This is a genomic window from Streptomyces sp. NPDC002730 (assembly GCF_042888805.1).
Taxonomy (GTDB): domain Bacteria; phylum Actinomycetota; class Actinomycetes; order Streptomycetales; family Streptomycetaceae; genus Streptomyces.
This window is the reverse complement of record NZ_JBIAQG010000004.1, coordinates 155,607-172,621: the sequence shown is the minus strand read 5'-3', so window position 1 is coordinate 172,621 and position 17,015 is coordinate 155,607. Positions and strand designations below refer to the sequence as shown.

Genomic DNA, 17,015 nt, shown 5'->3' with positions numbered 1-17,015 from the left:
CCTGCCTATGCAAACGACCTGGTCATCGGCCCAAACTGGGGTTTTCACGCCGGACAGGATCTCCATGAGCAGGTCCGGTCGAAGAGCCAGTCGCGCCGGTAGCCCGCCAGCAGACCAACTCCGCTTCGGGCGGCTGCGAGCCATGCCCCCCAGCGCGCCGACACGCTGCACATCGGCAGACCGCGGTTCAAGCGGGGTGTTGGTTGCGGTGTTCCTCATAGACCTCGCCCAGGCGATCCCGGAGCCGCGCATGGCGGAACTGGTAGACCGCGCCGGCCTGGCGCAGCACGCCTCGCTGGTAGGCGTCGTCCAGGAAAGCGTTCACTGCCCACGGCAGTCGCCCCGTCAGGGGCAGCCAGATGCGGGCCAGGAGCACCCATCGGCCCCAAGCGGTCAAAGTGCCGACCCCGAGCGCGACCGCAAGCCCGGCCGCGAGCCCGACCGAGAGCCCGACTACGAATCCGTTCACGAGCCCGATCGTGATCCCGTACCCGAACCCGATCACGAGCCCGACCGCGAGCAGTTGGGTGAGCACGGTGGTGCGGTTGGTGTTCAACAGCGCCGACGGGCTGACGGAGGTTTTTCTCTCGATGACAGCCTCGAGCCCGGCCATGAGCGCGAGCGTAAGTCCGACCGCGAGCCCGAGTGCGATCCCGATCACGAGCCCGTTCCCGAATACCAGCGCGATCGCAAGCCCGGGATAACCAAGAAGAACCCAATAGGTCGCGAGTCCGAGGCCGAACACGACTCCGAATACGACGCCACCCGCGAGCCCGCCCCGAACTCTGGGGAGGAAGCTCTCCCGCACCTTCTTGGTCCCGCCGCGGATCTGAATGTGCATGCGCGACGGCTCGAATACCGGGCCGCCGACCTTGAGCTTCGTGGCGAATCCCTGTATGAACCCGAAGGTCAGCCCGATCCCGAGCCCGTTCAGAGGAATGTCAACGGCTCCCTCCCTGAGCCACCACGCAGGCCCGTACACGAGCCCGACCGTGACCCCGTACACGATCCCGATCATGAGCCCGGACAGAATTCCGACGGTGACCCCGACCACGAGCATCTGTGAGGAGAGATTCATGCTGGTTCCCAGCCGCCACCATTCCATGTCATGGGTCTTGAGCTTTCTCAGGTGCGCGGCGAGGTAGCCGAGCCAGTGCCGGGCGAGTTCGGGGTCCCAGCGCCGCTGCTCCGCCGCGGGTCGGTTGCTGAGGAAGCGTGCGTAGGCGGTGGGGATGAAGTTGTCCAGGAGATGGTCTTCAAGGGCTTTTCGGGTGCCCAGCTCGATGTCCAGCAGCTCCGATGGGTTGCGGTCGGATTCGTAGACGGTGCGGGCAAGTGTGACCATCAGGGGCGTTGTCAGCACGGCGGCGAGATTCGCGCTGGCTGGTGTGTGGGGATGGCAGCGCAACTCGCTCAGGACGTACTGCCACCCGGTCGGGGTGGTGGTGTCCGTGCCGTCGGGGAGGGTCGTATGGGTGGCGCACAGCAGGTAGTTGACGGAGTCGTCCAGGGTGAGGTCGCTCAATTCGATACCGACGGCGGAGGGAACAACCTTGGTTGCCTCCACGGCGGCTTCGAGTTCGGCGTGGCGACTGGTCACCAGCAGCGGCAGGGTGGCGGCATTGAGTGCTCTCAGCGCGGGTCCGCGCAGGCCGTTGGCGATCTCGTCGAACCCGTCCAGGATCGGCAGGACGTAGCCGGCACCGACCAGCGCGGCGGCCCACGTCGACCCGTTGGGGCTGGGTCCGGCCAGAAAGGGCTGGTCCCGCTCCAACTGACTGATCAACCAGTCCCGCAGTGGGGTGGTGGTGGGGTTCCACGATCCGAAGCTGAAGATCACCGGTACCGGTGCTTTGTCGGTTGGAGTAGGCGCTTTCAGCCGGGCCAGTGCGAAACGGAGGATCAGGATGCTCTTCCCCGAGCCTGCCCCGCCCAGCACCATCAGCCAGCCGAACTCTGTCCGCTCGTAGACAGCCGCGATCTCATCCAGCTGACCGGCCAGGTCCAGCGGGGGAGCATCCGTCGCCTCGGCCGGGGCGTTGCGGATGCTGTCCCGGCCGGGCGCCTTCGGAGGTGCCAGTTGCCAGTGCACAGGCAGCGGGCGCGGATCCCGTAGCCGCTGTTGCTCCTCCTCACGCTGCAGGCGGTCGCTGACCTTCTGCTTGAGCAGACAGGCCTTGTCGGCCAGCGCATCCTCGACAGAGCTACGCCTGGCGCGGACCGCCTGCACAAGCCGATCAACCATCTCGGCCAGCGTGTCCTCGGCGGAGATCCCTTCGGCGCTGATGAGCACGTTGACCGCGTTGTCGCCGGTGCTCGCGATTCCAGAGTTGCCACCGTCGACCTTGATCGACCGGTCGCCGCCCGGCTGGTCAGGGGTATGCGCAGCGGCATCCGGCTCCTGGGGACCGGGCCCGGCGCTCACTGGTGCAGGGTGTTCGTCGCGCCCTCGCCGGTCGAGATGATCCCGGAGTTGTCTCCGCCGATGGCGACGCTGTGGGCACCGCCGGCCTGGACGGCGGGACGCTCCCGCAGCAGCTCCGACAGTTCAGCGGCAAGCCCCGGGGTGTCCCTCAGTACCTCCTGCAGCGCATCCCTGAACTCTGTGCGCCGCGAGGCCAGTGTGTCCGGGGCCGCGTCCGCCATGTTGGTGATGGCGGCTCGAACAGGGTCGGCGTCGGCGCTGCGGTGCAGGATCCGGTCGAGCAGCCGCTGCCCCAGCCGCACCGTCGCCCCGGCCGCTTCATCCTCGGCCCTGGTCAGTACGGAGACGCCGTAGGCACCCACCGCCGCTGCGACTGCCGGCACGACTTGGCCGAGCAGTAAATCGATCTCGGGCACAGGTGTTCCTCCTGTCGCGCACCGTGAATTCAGGGGTTCATCGTAGCCAGACCGGCACCTTCGATCAGCGGTTCGGCCACGGAATTGATCCCGAGTCAGTTCCGCTATGGACGGTTGCTGGGCATGCTGTGGGAACACGCCCGGCTTTGCCCGGTCTGGTGGATCGGCTGGTCGCTGCGTGCGGCCGGACCGAGCAGCGCACCGTGAAACACGCCCTACGGCTTCGGGAGGCTGTCGTTGCGTGCCGTGCAGTCCTTGGGTGTCGGTTTTCCGGTCGGCCAGGCGAGGCCGACGAAGCGGATACGACCCGGGACGTCCGGGGCCAGCTCGACCACGGAGACGGCCTTGTTGAACGGGTTTCCGTAGTTGTCGAGGCAGATCCAGCCGCTCGCGCCGTCGACCTTGCCCATGCCGTGCAGCCGCAGCCAGGAGTCGCTGATCCGTCCCAGCGTGGGGATGACCGGGTCGCCGTCGTCGCGCATCCGGATGGCGGTGATCGCGGTGAGGCCGGCGTCGTAGAAGGTGATGGTGCGGGAGTCGGTGAGGTCCACCGGGCCGATGTTGCCGACCGCCGCGCTGGTGGAGAGCGTGGCGAGCGTACGGTAGGCGGCCGGGGATCCTCCTGTGGCGGGCGCCCTGGGGCCGGTCCAGGCCTCGGGGTGGGCGACCGCGGCGTACTGCAGGGTCACACCCTTGCGGAAGGCGCTCCATTCGAGGCGCTTGTCGGAGGAGAGCGTGGAGGCACCGGATCCGGTGATGACCTTGTACTTCTTCTCGGTGCAGCCTCGATTGCCGAGTTCGTTGATGAACTGCCGCAGCTGTACGGGCCGTCCGGCGAAGTAGACGACCTTGGCGGACGAGGTGCAGATGGTGTCGACCATCTGGTCGAAGGCGTTGGCCGTGGCGCCTTCCTCGTGGAACTCCTCCGGCGCCCGGTACTGCTCGGGGGCGCGCGGTGAGCCCTTGGTCCGCTCGGCGAAGGCGCGCTTGAGGGCGTCGACGTAGTTGTCGCCGGTGCGGATGTCCTCGACAACCAGGGTGTTCCGGGGGTCGATGCCTTTGTTGAAGTGGGACAGCGCGGCGGCCTGATCGCTGGTGGTGGGGACGACGCGGGCCAGCCCTCGGTAGGCGTTGGGGGTCTTCGCGCTGTTGCCGGAGTCGTCGGCGGTGATGGGGCCGCCGACGACGGGGATATGACGTTCGTTGGTGAGATAGGCGATGGCCTGCTGCGTACTGGTGGTGCTGACGTCGAAGCCGATCACCGCACGCAGATTCACGCTTCCGCTCTGGGAGAGGGCGCCGAGCTGCTCGGCCACGGGCCGCCAGTAGGCGTGGCTGCGGCCCGGGTTGGCGAGCAGCAGTCGGATCGCGGGTTTCTTGCTGTTGGACTCGTGGTTGGCCCGGTACTGGGCCAGATAGGCGCCCTGCACCTCGTGGAGTGTCTTGTCCTGCTCGAAGCCCTGGGCGGGCGCCATCGGCAGCATGACGGCGATGGAGACGTAGTCGCCCTTGATGTTGTCGTTCTCGGCCTTGATCCGGGCGCTGACCTCCTTGAGGTTGGGGGCGAACACATAACTGCCGTCGGTCACTCCGGTGCACTCCTCCGTGCCTTCGGATCCGCGTTTCTCGACGCCTTTCCCGCAGCCCGGGTCGGGGCCGAGAAACGCCAGAGCGGTCCAGGCGGCGCCGCCGAGCATCGCCAGTACCGCCAAGAGGACAGCTGCCTTGGTGAGCGGGCCGCCGGGAAGTCTCCTGATGAAGGACGTCATGACGGGGACCCTTCCGAGATCGGCAAGTCGGGGGCTTGCACGCCGGCCCTCAGGCGGGCCGGCCAGGCGGCGGATGCCTCGCGGTAGGGGCCGTTCGCGGCTTTGTTGCCGTACAGCGTCTCCAGCGCGATACGGACGCTGGTCAGATCCTCCTCGCACGGCGCCAGGGTGAGCGGATCGGACAGCTGCCACAGAATGGGGACGAGGCTGCTGACCGCGTCGTGCTGCGGGCCTGCTCCTTCGCTGCCACAGGCCGTGCAGGAGAACGGGCCGGCGCTGTCCGGTGGTTCGTAGCCCTCGCGCGGATGCGGTGCGGAGCAGATCAGGTTCAGCGCGGCGAGCCACAGCGCCGGGGACGTGCCGGTGAACCGGTGGTGGAGCCCGCACACGACTTCGTCCAGCCGCCCCAGGGCGAGGGTGTGGTACAGGTACGTATCGCCTCGTGGATCGCAGAGCGAGCGCAGGCGCAGATGCGTGTCCCGCCACGTCTCGTGGGACGTGGTCGACGCGAGCCGGTGCCGCAGCAGCAGGTCGAGTGCGCGGTCGCCGTCCAGGCAGGCGCGGATGCGGTAGTCGTCGGCCTCGCGGACCCGGGCGGCGACGAGGTCGTCGGAGTGGTCCTCCGGGTGGGCGAAGGTCCACAGCCCGCGTCGGGTGCCGGCGTCGACCGCGGCCGACAGCAGTACGAGACGGTCGCGCATCGCGGGCTGCGGCAGCAGCTTGTCGAGGAGCTCTGGAGTGGCGGCGTCCAGCAGCTCACGGCTGCGTATGGTGCCCGCTTCCCGCACCCGGCGGATGGCGGTGTCGGCGAGCGTACGGGCGCTGGCCGCGCGGCCCCCGCTGTAGCGGGCGACGAGCCGCGGCAGATGGTCGGGGTAGTCGACCGAGCTGAGCATCTCGCCGATGTGGCCGTGTTCGACGGAGGGGATACGGAGCAGAAGGGGCCGGCCTTGCGGTGCGGCGTCCCCGGCGACCTCGCTCAGCGGCGCGAACTGCTCCCCTCTGCCGAGGGATGTCGCGATGACGACCGGCCTCGTGGGGTCCCCCTCGGCGGCCACGTCGCCGGATGCGAGCAGCCCGACGAACGTATGGCCGACGTCGGTGTGCGCGTTGTCGAGGAGAATCAGCGGCCGGGGCTGCCTGTTGAGCCGGCGCAGGCGCCCGTAGTTCCCGTCGATGTCGGCGAGGAAGGCTGCGACAAGGTGTTCCTCGGCGGTACGCCTCCGGTCGTCCAGCCGCCGGAAGCCGCGTACGAACTGGAACAGCCGCTGCAGTGAATCGCCCTGGTATCCCTGTGACCGGTGCAGTCGGCCGCCCCACCATGCGAGCGCGCCCCGGTCCGGCCTGCCCTTGAGGAGCTGGGTACGCGCGGTGTCCAGGACGATTCCTGCCATGGCGTCGAGCCCCGGCACGCCGGACAGCACCTGCGGCAGGTTCTCGGAGACGATGTCGATCCACCTGCCCAGGCTTTCGCGTCGGCGCTTCACATCCGGGTCCTCAGCGATGATGAAGGTCCGCAGATCCGCCTCGGCGCGCCGCAGGTCGGGCGGCCGGACATCTGCTTCGTCGCTGTTCAGCGGCCGCCAGGCGGTCACCACGAGTAGGCCGAGTGAGAGCCCCGGGAACGCCATCGGCTTTCCGAAATGCTGTACGTCCAGGCCGAGTTTGTACGCCAGCAGATACAGCAGATGGGTGATGTGTGAGGCGTTCGGGACCTCGTCGTCACTGAGCCCGGCGACACCCGGCTCACCGAATCCGGAGGCCGCGAGGTCCACGTGGGCCAGCGGAACCCGCCCGTTGTAGGCGTCGTGCACCGCCTTCAGCAACGCGCTCTTGCCGCTGCCGCGCCCGCCGACGACATGGACGAGTGGCGCACCCCTGGGATAGGCGAAATCGACCCGGTACCCGCCACTCTGATGCAGGCCGACAAGCCTGGGCACAAAGCTCTCGTGCAGCGCCCCCTGACCGTACAGTCTCCCGCCCACGGCGCTCCCCCGCCTCCCGTGATTGCATGCAGGTTCATTCGATCAACCCCCCGCGCACAGAGGGAACTTACCCGACATGGGGTCGCCGAGACGCGTGTTGTGAATGCCGACGGCAACGACTGCGGCCGCGTGATATGACCAGCCGTCAGCCGCCCCTGCGCGGGCGCGGCAAGGAGCTCGGCGATCCGGTGCGTCGAAGGTGAGTGGAGCCGTCGATCGCCTTGCCAACCGCAGTCCTCAATCACCCATTTGACGGTGGAGGGGCAAGCCACCAACAACTTCACAGGGTTTCGGTTTCCTTTATTGACACAGGAAATTAACTCACCTACGTTTCCCGCCATGCCGTCGACGTACCGCGTTGAGACGTTCCCGGCGGCCACCCCGGCCGCCTCCTCGGTGTTCACCACCGTGCTGTCCCAAGGCCCGCTCACCAGGGTGGAGCTCGCTCGCCGTACCGGGCTCTCCTCGGCCGCGGTGACCAAGGCGGTACGCCCGCTCATGGAGGCGGGCTACGTCGTCGAGGCGGCCGATGCGGCGGACGGCGGTGCGCGCCCGGCCCTGGGGCGCCCCGCCAACCCGGTGCGAGTCGACGGCGGCAGAGCCCTGTTCCTCGGCGTCAAGGTGACGGCGGACGAGGTCATCGCGGTGCTGACGGACCTGTGCTGCCGCATCCGCGTCGCCCTGCACGCGCCGCTCACCCGAAACGAACCGGCCGCCGTGCTCGAGCTCATCGCCTCGCTGACGGAGGAGTTGCTGACCGAGGCCGAGGGCTACGGAGTCCAGGTCCAGGGACTGGGCATCGCCGTCTCCGGCGATGTGGACCGCGCCGCCGGCGTGGTCAGGTACTCACCCTTCCTCGGCTGGCACGACATCGCCCTCGCCGACGTGGCAATGGAGGCAACGGGCCTTCCGGTCACTGTCGACAACGATGTCCGCGCCCTGACCATCGCCGAGCAGTGGTTCGGCGGCGGCGTGGGCTGCGCGAACTTCGCGCTGGTCACCGTCGGCGCCGGCATCGGCTGCGGACTCGTCGTGAACGGCCGGGTGGTCTCCGGCTCGCACGGCGTGGCCGGCGAGATCGGCCATCTCTCCATCGACCCGCAGGGGCCGTTGTGCCACTGCGGCAATACCGGCTGCGTGGAGGCGATCGCGTCGGACTCCGCGATCGTGCGCCGTATCCGCGAAGACACCGGCCAGGACGTGGCCGACTCGGCACAGGCCCTGGAGTTGGCCCACGGCGGGAATCCCGTCGCCCGCGCCGCGTACGCACGAGCCGGCGAGGCGATCGGCCGGGCCATCGGGGCCGTGGTCAATCTCCTCGGTCCCGAGCGCGTGATCATCTCCGGCGAGGGCCTGGCGGCGTACGACCTGTTCGCCGAGCAGATCCGAGAGGCGTTCTCCAGCGCCGCCTTCGGCACCGCCGCGCAGTGCGAGGTGACGACTCATCCGCTGCCGTTCGACGAATGGGCCCGCGGGGCCGCGGCCGCCGCGATTCAGACGTTCATCGGATCCGAACCCTGTTAGGAGAACGCCATGCTGTCCCCCACAGCCCTCACCGCAGGAGCCGTTGCCCTCGCTGTCGCCGCCTCCCTGACCGAAGTCTCCGCGCAGGCCACACCCAGCTCACACTCCACTCCCACCGCACGGGCCACTACCACCGCACGGGCAACTCCCGTTCAGAAAGGCGGCCTTGCCCAGAAGCCGTACATGGGCTGGAGCAGCTGGAGCATGCAGTCCAGCAAATACCCCGGGCTCAACCCCACGGGCGGCTACAGCTACCTCACCGAAGCCAACGTCCTCAAGCAGGCGGACGCCCTGGCCGCAAAGCTCAAGGCGTACGGCTACGAGTACGTCAACATCGATGCCGGCTGGTGGCGGACCTGGGACTGGAAGCCCGGGTTCGACCAGTACGGACGGCAGAAGGCCGACCCCGAGCGCTTCCCGCGCGGGATGAAGCCGGTGGCCGACCACATCCACACCAAGGGGCTGAAGGCCGGCATCTACCTTCCCGTCGGCCTGGAGAAGGAGGCGTACGGGGAGGGCAAGGTCCCGGTTTGGAACGCGGCGGACTGCACCACAGGCGACATCGTGTACAGCGATCTGCGCACGACGAACGGCTGGGACAGCTCCTACAAAATCGACTTCTCCCGGCCGTGCGCCCAGCAGTACATCGACTCACAGGCGCGGTTGTTCGCCGACTGGGGTTATGACTTCCTCAAGGTCGACGGGGTCGGGCCCGGGTCCTTCAAGAGCGGTGACAACTACGACAACCGCCCCGACATCGCGGCCTGGAAGCGGGCGCTGGCCGGCACCGGACGGGACATCCATCTCGAGATCTCCTGGTCCCTGGACATCAACTACATGGCCGACTGGAAGAAGCACTCCAACGGCTGGCGTATAGACACCGACGTCGAGTGCTACTGCAACACCCTGGTGACGTGGGACAACTCAGTCGAGGACCGGTGGCGCGACACCCCGGCCTGGACCCGGCACGCAGGGCCCGGCGGATTCAACGACCTGGACTCCCTCGATGTGGGCAACGGCGCCATGGACGGGCTGACCAAGGCCGAGCGGCAGAGCTATATGACGCTGTGGGCCATCTCCAAGTCCCCCTTGTACACCGGCGACGACCTCACGCGTCTCGACGACTACGGAATCTCCCTGCTCACCAACCGCGAGGTGCTCAAGGTCGACCAGCAGGCGTCCCCGCCGGCCCGTCCGGTGACGGCGGGCGAGCAGCAGGTCTGGGGGGCGAAGAACCCGGACGGCACGTACACGGTCGCCCTGTTCAACCTCGCAGACTCCCCTGCCGCGGTGACGGCGAACTGGTCCAGCTTCGGCTTCAGCGGGCAGGCCTCCGTACGCGATCTGTGGAACCGCGAGAACCTCGGCCGGCACAGGAGCAGCATCACACAGGCCCTTCCCGCCCATGGATCGCGCCTGTTCACCATCACCCCGCACGGGCCGACGCAGCCCATGACGGCGTACGAGGCGGAGGACTCGGCCAACACCCTCAGCGGCAACGCCTCCGTCGGCGGCTGCGACGAGTGCTCGGGCGCGAAGAAGGTGGGCGGCCTGTATCTGGGCGGGGCCCTGCGCTTCAACGACGTTGTGGTCGACAAGGCCGGCACATACCTCTTCAACGTCGGCTACACCAGCGGCGACCCCCGGTCCATCCAGGTCTCCGCCAATGGAAGGCCCGCCGCCACCTGGGACTTCCCGTCCAGCGGCGGGTGGGGTGCCGCAGCGGCCATCAGCGTCCCCGTTTCCTTGAAGGCGGGCAGCAACACCGTCACCTTCGACAGCGGCCCTTCGGGCTACGCACCGGACATCGACAAGATCGACGCGCCTAAGCGGTCCTGACCGGTAGCGGCCGGTGACGCTCCGGCCGCCGCCCGCCTCCCCCTCCTCTCCCCCGTTCTGCCCGACCACCGTGGAGTGCCCCGTGGACGATCAGCACGCCTGTATGCCTGCGCAGCCCAGCCGCCGCGGATTCATCTCGCTGACCGCCGCGGTCGGAACGGCCACCGCGCTCGGTGGCCTCCCGGCCTTCACCGCCTCGGCCGCGCCCGCCCGGCCCATCACCTCGCCGATGCTGCCGAAGGCGTCGACGACGCAGATGTGGTACCGAGCCCCGGCCTCGGACAAGAGAATGATCGAGCAGGCCCTTCCGATCGGGAACGGCCGGCTCGGCGCCCTCGTCGGCAACGACCCCGCGCATGAACTGCTCTTCCTCACCGACGCCACCCTGTGAACCGGCGGGCTCAACGGCACCCTGGACCAGGACGGCCAATTCCCGTACGCCCGTGAGAACTTCGGCAGCTTCACCCAGCTCGCGAACCTGACGATCGACATACCCGACCACGACCTGTCGGCCGTCTCGGACTACCGCCGCGGCCTCGACCTCAGCCAGGGTCTCGTCAGCGCCACATACACCAGAATGGCCGACCGCACCGGGCTCTCGCACTGCTTCGACACGTTCACCGACTACTGCCTGGCCCAGTTGCCGTCGTGGACAAAGCTCACCCGCGAGTTGTTCAACGACCCCCGCAACCGCTACCGCAACTCCTCCGGCAAGAACTCCGGCTGGACCGTGGCCATCTCGAGCAACATCCATGGGGGTCTTGGCTGGTGGTGGCACCCGGCCGGTAACGCCTGGCTGTGCAACTCCCTGTGGGAGCACTACGAGTACACCCAGGACACCGCCCATCTGAAGAGGATCTACCCGCTCCTCAAGGGAGCCTGCGAGTTCTGGGAGGCCAGGCTGGTGAGCACCACCGTCACCGACCTGGCGACCGGCGCCACCCGCCAGGTTCTCGTCGCCGACAGCGACTGGTCGCCGGAACACGGTCCGCTCGACGCCAAGGGCATCACCTATGCGCAGGAGCTGGTCCGGGCACTCTTCGCCAACTACCGGCAGGCGTGCGCCGATCTGGGCAGGGACGCCCGCTACAGCGAGACCGTCGCGGCCCTGCAGGACAAGCTGTATCTGCCCGGGGTCAGCCCGAAGACCGGCTGGCTCCAGGAGTGGATGTCGCCCGACAACCTCGGCGAGACCACGCATCGCCATCTGTCCCCGCTGATGGGCCTGTTCCCCGGCGACCGTATCCGGCCGGACTCCGTGTCCAAGGAGCTGCTCGCCGGTACGACGGCCCTGCTCACCGCCCGTGGGATGGAGAGCTTCGGCTGGGCGAACGCCTGGCGGGCCCTGTGCTGGGCCCGGCTGAAGCACGCGGAGAACGCCTATCAGCTCGTCGCCGACAATCTTCGGCCGTCCACCGGTGGCAGCAACGGCTCCGCCATGAACCTCTTCGACATCTACCAGGTCGAGCAGGGGCGCGGAATCTTCCAGATCGATGCGAACTTCGGCACTCCGTCCGCCGTGATCGAAATGCTGGTGTACTCGCGTCCCGGACACATCGAGCTCCTTCCGGCGCTGCCCGCCGCCTGGTCCGGCTCCGGCGCGATCAGCGGGATCGGAGCCCGCTGCGGGTTCGCCGTCGATGTGAGCTGGCGGGACGGCAAGGTGGAGCAGGCCCGTATCCGCAGCGTCGGCGGTCACACGACGACGGTGTCGTGGCGTGGCACCTCGCGCACCGTCAGGCTGCAGCCCGGGAAGTCCCTCACTCTGCGGGACTTCGGCTGATGGCCCGGCGCACGGCATGTGTGCTCGCACCGGCGCTCGCCCTCTCGTTGTACGCCTCGGAAAGCGCCACTTCCCCCGCCGCGCCAGCGGCCGGGCAGCGTCCCGTGGTCACCTGAGCGGCGAGTGCGGACCGGCTCGGCGAGGCCGTGTCCGACCGCAGCTACCGACTCGTCGTCCACACAAGCGGCGGCGGGCGCGGGCTGCGCATCCGGGTCTCCAACGCGTTCGGCGACCGCCCGCTGACCTTGGGCGCGGCGTATGCCGGCGTCCAGAACAACGGCGCCCGGCTCGTTCCGGGAAGCAACAGGAAGCTGGCCTTCTCCGGCTCACGGTCCGTGACCCTGGCCGCGGGAGAGCCCCGGTACAGCGATCCACTGCCGGGCAGCGTGAAGGCCCAGAGCAATCTGGTGATCAGCCTGTACGCGCAGAGCGCCGGCGGCCCGGCGACCGGGCACGGCATGGCTCTCCAGACCTCGTACACCGCGAGCGGCGATCATGCTGCCGAGGAGACCGCCGACGCGTACACGGAGAGGAACGCCCCCGTACTCATAAAGGGAGTTCCCGCAGCGAGCGCTCCACCTCACCGGCCCGCGCCACAAAGGCCTCGTGCAGATCCTGTGCGGCCTGCGGCACCGCGCCCGACGGTCGGCGCTGGATGACCAGCAGCACCTGCGGGCTGTCGTCCGCGAGCGGCCGGTGGGTGATCGCGCCGCGTCGTTCCAGCGGGTCGTCCATGACGCTGAAGTCCGGCAGCACGGTGGCGCCGAGCCCTTCCGCGACCATCAGCTTGCCCATTTCGGCGCCGTCGGTGGAGTACGGCAGAGCCGGGTGCGCCCGACTCCGCCTGCGAAACGCGCACGCCAAAAGAGGCCCGCGAGAACCTCGGCGTTCAGCCCGTGAGGACTCCGGGGAGAGCCAGGGCCGCCACGAGAGTCATGCCTGCGAGCAGCCAGGCGATGTAGTCGCCGATGTGTCCTGAGTGCAGACGGCGCAGAGGTTCCGTCCAGTCGTGCGACGTCATGTGCCCTGGCCGCCGCACGGCGTACGCGGCGAGGCCCACCGCCAGAGCCGACGACAGCAGCCCCAGCGCCGCAGCGGCCACCGACCAGTGCACCGTAACCGTGGCCGTTCCCGCCACCGCTTCGTCGACGGCGTGGCCCACGCCGGCGGCCGCTCCCGGCACAAGGCCGACCGCGAGAGCGGTGCACAGCAGCACGGCCGGGACCGCCAGCATCGAAGCACCGTGGACGCGCCGGCCACCTGGCGGCACGCTGGCCGCTCGAACGCTTCGAGTCCCCCGGCCGGAAGTACGTAAACCCCATTGGCCGGGTACCGCCGGGCGCTGCTCCTGGGCCGCCGGCCGAGGTCCGACGGTGTACCGCGGATCCTCGGCGGAGGCGATGCCCGCGGCGAAGACACCGAAACGCGTGCAGGCAGAACCGGCGAGCAGGGCGAGGCCGACCGGACCTCACCCGGAGGGTTCGTCCGGGACCGGCTGCTCGGGATGTACGGAGCCGCTCCGCGGCGACCCGCGGGGCCCGGCACCCGTCTGGTCCACATCCGGCAGACCCGGGTCGGGATCGGGCGTGCCGTCGTCCGGCGCGTCGGGGCGGGGTAGATCCAGCGGGTCGTCGCCGTCGTGCGCCTGCTGGTCGGGCAGGTCCTTCGGCACCTGCGTGTCCGGGTCCGTCCCGGTCTCTTCGGGACCTTCGGGTCGGCGGTCGGTCATGGCGGTCCTCCTCGGCGGGAGTCCTGTGGCAGGAGCTTCGTACGGGGCATCAGCGCTCCCCTGCGGCGACGGGTACCCGAACGGCACGTGGTCAATCAGCTGCGCCGGAGTATGCCCGGCGTGAGAATTCGTTGAAGGTGCATGCAAATTGGCGGCCGCCGCTGTCCGCCGGACTCGATTCCGACGCGCTCCCACACCTTCGCGCCCCGGAGGCCGCACGCATGCCGCAGACCACAGCCGAGCACCCCGCCGGGGCACACCTGGACGTACCGGAGCGCGGAACCAACGGCATCGTTCCCGTCCTCGCGTTCGCGGGAATCACCGTCGCGGTGATGCAGACCCTGCTCGTACCGGTCATCAAGGACCTGCCGACGCTGCCGGGGCCGGGTGCGGGACGCCGAAGGCGCTCCCGTCCCCGGGGCGAACGTGACGCTGATCGACCGGCGGGGCGAGCAGGCGGGACTGACCGCGGCGGACCAGGACGGTCACTACACGCTGACCGCGCCGACGGAGGGCAGCTATGTGCTGGCCGGCTCGGCGACCGGTTATACGCCGCGCGCCTGTCCGGTCGCGTACGACGGGGGCGGACTGACGGTCGAGACGGATCTGGTCCTGACGGCGCACTCCCCGGCTCGCCGGGGCGCGATGTTGTCGTAGTCAGCCGGGTTCCAGGCCGGCTGGACGCCGCCGTGCCCAGCGGAGTACGACGACAGAGGCCACCGCTGCGAGCGCGCACCAAGTGGAGACGAACTCCAGCCCCACAGCACGGCGCAGGCCACCGCCCCCGCCGCGGCCAGCAGGCCGAGCAGGCGCAGCACCGGATCACCGGCGAGCAGCAGGGATCCGACGGTGGCCAGGAGATGTCCCGTGATGATCAGCGGCGAGTGCGGCAGGTCCAGGACGTAGCCGAGGGTGTGCCCGCGGATGTCCGCGCTCACGTGCCGGGTGGCGAGACGGTACGCGAGGACGGCGGCGGTGGCGAGCCCGTCGACAACCGGGATCACCAGCGTGCGACGGGCGCGCGGCGGCGCGGCGAGCAGCGCGGCGAGCGGCACCCATACCGGCAGCAGAGACAGCGCGATGACGGCCCAGGTGACGGTCGCCGGGCCCGTACCACCGCCGGAGCGCCAGACGACGGACTCGATGATCTGGTGGGCGCCGAGGAGCAACGGCAGCGCGGCGAGCGGCAGATCGCGGACCCGGTGCACCTGTGCGACGCAGGCCACCCCGATCGCGGCGATGCCGGTGCCCACCACGAGGTCGGCAGTTGCACTCCAGCACATGGCGTCAACCGCCCGGCAGATCTAGGCACCGGCCGGCGGCTCGTGCAGTCCGAAGGGCGAGCCCTGGTCGTCGTGGCACAGCTTGAATCGGCCGAACCGGGCGACCGTCTCCTCGTCGCTCCCCCCGTCGAAGTCGTCGACCGTGCCGCCCAGTTCGCGGACGCGTTCCAGCGCGGCCTTCATGCCGTCGACCCTGAAGAACAGATACGGGCGGGCGCCGGAGTCGCCGCCGTGCACTCCGCCGGGGACATTGGGCGTACGGATCGCATACCCGCCGCCGTCGGTCGTGCCCGGATCGAAGGTCCAGCCGAACAGGCCGCTGTAAAAGGTGCGGGCCTGTTCGGAATCGCCCACACCCAGTTCGAAGAAGGAGATCTCACCGGCCATCAAGGGCTCCCGTCATCCGCGCGGAGACTGTGAGTCCCACCGTAGGGCGGGCTTCGGTCCGCTGCACCCGGCCGGTCAGTCCCGTTCGGGCTCCCTGTCGGGCCCGGACGCGGAGGCCGGCCGGACTGCGGCCAGGTAGGCGAGGATGGCGTCGCGGTTACGGGCCAGACAGTCGATGCGCTGCTGAATCCGTTCCACTTCGCCCCGTAGCAGCCCGGCGGTCTCCGCCGTCAGGCACTCCGGATGGACATGGATCTCGTCCGGCCTGGTGAGAAAGGGCAGGATCCTCCGGATGATCTCCGTGGTCAGCCCGGAATCGAGAAGGCCGCGGATCTGCTGGACGCGGTGGACTGCCGCCGCGTCGTATGTGCGGTAGCCGTTGTCGGCCCGCTCGGGATGCAGCAGGTCCTGCTCCTCGTAGTACCGCAGCATCCTGGTCGGGATGCCGGTGCGCCGGGACAGTTCGCCGATCTTCATGGCTCTCCTTGCCTTCACATTGATGTGAAGGTTTCACCATGGTCGCATGTCCACCGCGCCGATGACAGAGACCGCCGGATCGCCGACCACCCGGGTGGTGAAGCTGCCGCTGTGGGGGCTGCTGGCCCTGTTCACCGCGGCGTTCACCGCCGTGATGACGGAGTTGCTCCCGGCCGGGCTGCTGCCGCAGATGAGTGGCAGCCTGCGGGTGTCCGAGGGACGTGTCGGGTTTCTGGTGACCGGTTACGCGGCCGCCTCGTTCCTTTCCGCGATCCCGCTCACCACTGCTCTGCGCGGCCTGCCCCGCCGCCCCGTGCTCGTCGGCGCGCTCGTCGGTTTCGGGCTCTGCAACGCGGTGACCGCCTTCTCTTCCTCGTACGGGCTGACCTTCGCCGCCCGGCTGCTGGCGGGCGCCATGGGCGGCACGCTCTGGGCGATGCTCGCCGGCTACGCCGCCCGTATGGTGCCCGCCGAGCGCCGTGGCCGCGCGATCGCGATCGTCCTGGCCGGTATCACTGTCGCGCTCTCCCTCGGCGTCCCCGCAGGCACCGCTCTGGCCACCGTCTTCGGCTGGCGCGCCGGCTTCGCGTCCCTGGCCGGCCTTGGGGTGGTTCTCGTCGCCTGGGTGCGCTGGATGGTTCCCGACTTCCCGGGCGAACCGGCCGCCGAGCGCGTACCGCTGCGCCGCACAGCCGCCATGCCCGGGATCCCGACCGTGCTGGCCATCACGCTGCTTCTGCTGCTGGGCCACCACGTGATGTACACCTACATGGCGCCGTTCGCCGAGCACTCGGGGTTCGGTCGCACCAGCCTGGTGCTGTTCGTCTTCGGCATCGCCACGGTCGCCGGAATCTGGATCGTCGGCATGCTCATCGACCGCCGTCCGCGGTCGACCCTGCTGGGTGCCCTGGCCCTGGTCGCGGCCGCGATGTTCACCCTGGGCCTGTTCGCCGACGCGCCCGCGGTCCTGCTGATCGCGGTCGCCCTGTGGGGCGCCGCCTTCGGCGGAGCGCCCACACTGCTGCAGACCGCTCTGGTCGACATCTCGGGCCCCGCGAACGCGGACGTGGCCACCTCGCTGCAGGCCACCGTCTACAACGTCGGCATCGCCGCCGGTTCACTGGCGGGCGGCGTCGTCCTGGAGAGCTCCGGAGCCGGCGCGGGGGCCCTGCCATGGACTGCCCTGGCCCTGGTCGCCGCCGCCCTGGCCACGGTCGCCGCGGCACGCCGCCACGCCTTCCCCGCTACGCGTCGCCCCACCCACTGAACCGGCCCCGCAGGGGCACGAGCCCGGGCTCCATCAGTTCGAGCCCCTGCTCAAGCCCTCTACCGCTTCGGCCGGTTCGCGGATCGATTCGGGTTCGCGCACATCCGTCCGGACGTATTCGGTCACACCTT

General features: G+C 69.4%; 12 protein-coding genes and 4 pseudogenes. 6 read left to right on the top strand and 10 right to left on the bottom strand.

Translation table 11 applies throughout. The features are described 5' to 3' along the window. Nucleotides 1-187: 187 nt before the first annotated feature. From ACFYXH_RS11995 to ACFYXH_RS11980, 4 genes are all read right to left on the bottom strand, one after another. Entirely contained in the window at nucleotides 188-2,425 is a 2,238-nt protein-coding gene (locus ACFYXH_RS11995) for an NACHT domain-containing protein (RefSeq protein WP_389561957.1), read from the bottom strand. Further along, on the bottom strand, nucleotides 2,422-2,841 hold the full coding sequence (locus ACFYXH_RS11990) for a hypothetical protein (RefSeq protein ID WP_389561956.1): 420 nt from the start codon (nucleotides 2,839-2,841) through the stop codon (nucleotides 2,422-2,424). The genes ACFYXH_RS11995 and ACFYXH_RS11990 overlap by 4 nt, the downstream gene beginning before the upstream one ends. A gap of 215 nt (nucleotides 2,842-3,056) precedes the next feature. Next, nucleotides 3,057-4,610, bottom strand: coding sequence for a hypothetical protein (locus ACFYXH_RS11985; protein ID WP_389561955.1), 1,554 nt, complete (start codon nucleotides 4,608-4,610; stop codon nucleotides 3,057-3,059). Continuing rightward, a complete protein-coding gene (locus tag ACFYXH_RS11980) occupies nucleotides 4,607-6,595 on the bottom strand; it encodes a hypothetical protein (protein WP_389561954.1) in 1,989 nt (662 codons plus the stop codon). Before ACFYXH_RS11980 ends, ACFYXH_RS11985 begins: the two co-directional genes overlap by 4 nt. Before the next feature lie 339 nt (nucleotides 6,596-6,934). Here ACFYXH_RS11980 and ACFYXH_RS11975 point away from each other — a divergent pair, with 339 nt between their 5' ends. The 3 genes and pseudogenes from ACFYXH_RS11975 (at nucleotide 6,935) to ACFYXH_RS11965 (ending at nucleotide 11,741) form a co-directional block, all read left to right on the top strand. After that, nucleotides 6,935-8,119: an ROK family protein gene (locus tag ACFYXH_RS11975; protein ID WP_389561953.1), complete on the top strand. Its 1,185-nt coding sequence runs from the start codon at nucleotides 6,935-6,937 to the stop codon at nucleotides 8,117-8,119. 9 nt (nucleotides 8,120-8,128) lie between these two features. After that, the gene (locus ACFYXH_RS11970; protein ID WP_389561952.1) at nucleotides 8,129-9,958 is read left to right on the top strand and encodes an alpha-galactosidase D; all 1,830 of its coding nucleotides are present in this window, start codon (nucleotides 8,129-8,131) and stop codon (nucleotides 9,956-9,958) included. A 103-nt stretch (nucleotides 9,959-10,061) separates the two neighbouring features. After that, nucleotides 10,062-11,741, top strand: a pseudogene (locus ACFYXH_RS11965) (glycoside hydrolase N-terminal domain-containing protein). Nucleotides 11,742-12,287: 546 nt separating this feature from the next. On the opposite strand, the pseudogene ACFYXH_RS11960 reads toward ACFYXH_RS11965, so the two are convergent. The 3 genes and pseudogenes from ACFYXH_RS11960 to ACFYXH_RS11950 form a co-directional block, all read right to left on the bottom strand. Beyond that, nucleotides 12,288-12,584, bottom strand: a pseudogene (locus ACFYXH_RS11960) (LysR substrate-binding domain-containing protein); the annotation flags it as partial. A 46-nt stretch (nucleotides 12,585-12,630) separates the two neighbouring features. Then, a complete protein-coding gene (locus ACFYXH_RS11955) occupies nucleotides 12,631-12,975 on the bottom strand; it encodes a hypothetical protein (protein ID WP_389561951.1) in 345 nt (114 codons plus the stop codon). 234 nt (nucleotides 12,976-13,209) lie between these two features. Further along, complete coding sequence (locus tag ACFYXH_RS11950; protein WP_327321695.1) at nucleotides 13,210-13,470, bottom strand: hypothetical protein; 261 nt, start codon at nucleotides 13,468-13,470, stop codon at nucleotides 13,210-13,212. A gap of 221 nt (nucleotides 13,471-13,691) precedes the next feature. Here ACFYXH_RS11950 and ACFYXH_RS11945 point away from each other — a divergent pair. Both ACFYXH_RS11945 and ACFYXH_RS11940 read left to right on the top strand, forming a co-directional pair. Then, a pseudogene (locus ACFYXH_RS11945) lies at nucleotides 13,692-13,847 on the top strand (MFS transporter); the annotation flags it as partial. Nucleotides 13,848-13,857: 10 nt separating this feature from the next. Further along, the gene (locus ACFYXH_RS11940; protein ID WP_389561950.1) at nucleotides 13,858-14,127 is read left to right on the top strand and encodes a carboxypeptidase-like regulatory domain-containing protein; all 270 of its coding nucleotides are present in this window, start codon (nucleotides 13,858-13,860) and stop codon (nucleotides 14,125-14,127) included. On the opposite strand, the pseudogene ACFYXH_RS11935 reads toward ACFYXH_RS11940, so the two are convergent. The 3 genes and pseudogenes from ACFYXH_RS11935 to ACFYXH_RS11925 all read right to left on the bottom strand — a co-directional run bounded on the left by ACFYXH_RS11935 (nucleotide 14,128) and on the right by ACFYXH_RS11925 (nucleotide 15,617). Then, nucleotides 14,128-14,753, bottom strand: a pseudogene (locus ACFYXH_RS11935) (DUF6629 family protein). It abuts the gene before it with no gap. 21 nt (nucleotides 14,754-14,774) lie between these two features. Next, nucleotides 14,775-15,140 carry a VOC family protein gene (locus tag ACFYXH_RS11930; protein WP_327321699.1) on the bottom strand — a complete coding sequence of 122 codons (366 nt, stop codon included), beginning with the start codon at nucleotides 15,138-15,140 and terminating at the stop codon, nucleotides 14,775-14,777. Nucleotides 15,141-15,215: 75 nt separating this feature from the next. Continuing rightward, the gene (locus tag ACFYXH_RS11925; RefSeq protein WP_389561949.1) at nucleotides 15,216-15,617 is read right to left on the bottom strand and encodes a MerR family transcriptional regulator; all 402 of its coding nucleotides are present in this window, start codon (nucleotides 15,615-15,617) and stop codon (nucleotides 15,216-15,218) included. A 46-nt stretch (nucleotides 15,618-15,663) separates the two neighbouring features. Here ACFYXH_RS11925 and ACFYXH_RS11920 point away from each other — a divergent pair, with 46 nt between their 5' ends. Then, a complete protein-coding gene (locus ACFYXH_RS11920) occupies nucleotides 15,664-16,884 on the top strand; it encodes an MFS transporter (RefSeq protein WP_389561948.1) in 1,221 nt (406 codons plus the stop codon). Nucleotides 16,885-17,015 lie beyond the last annotated feature (131 nt).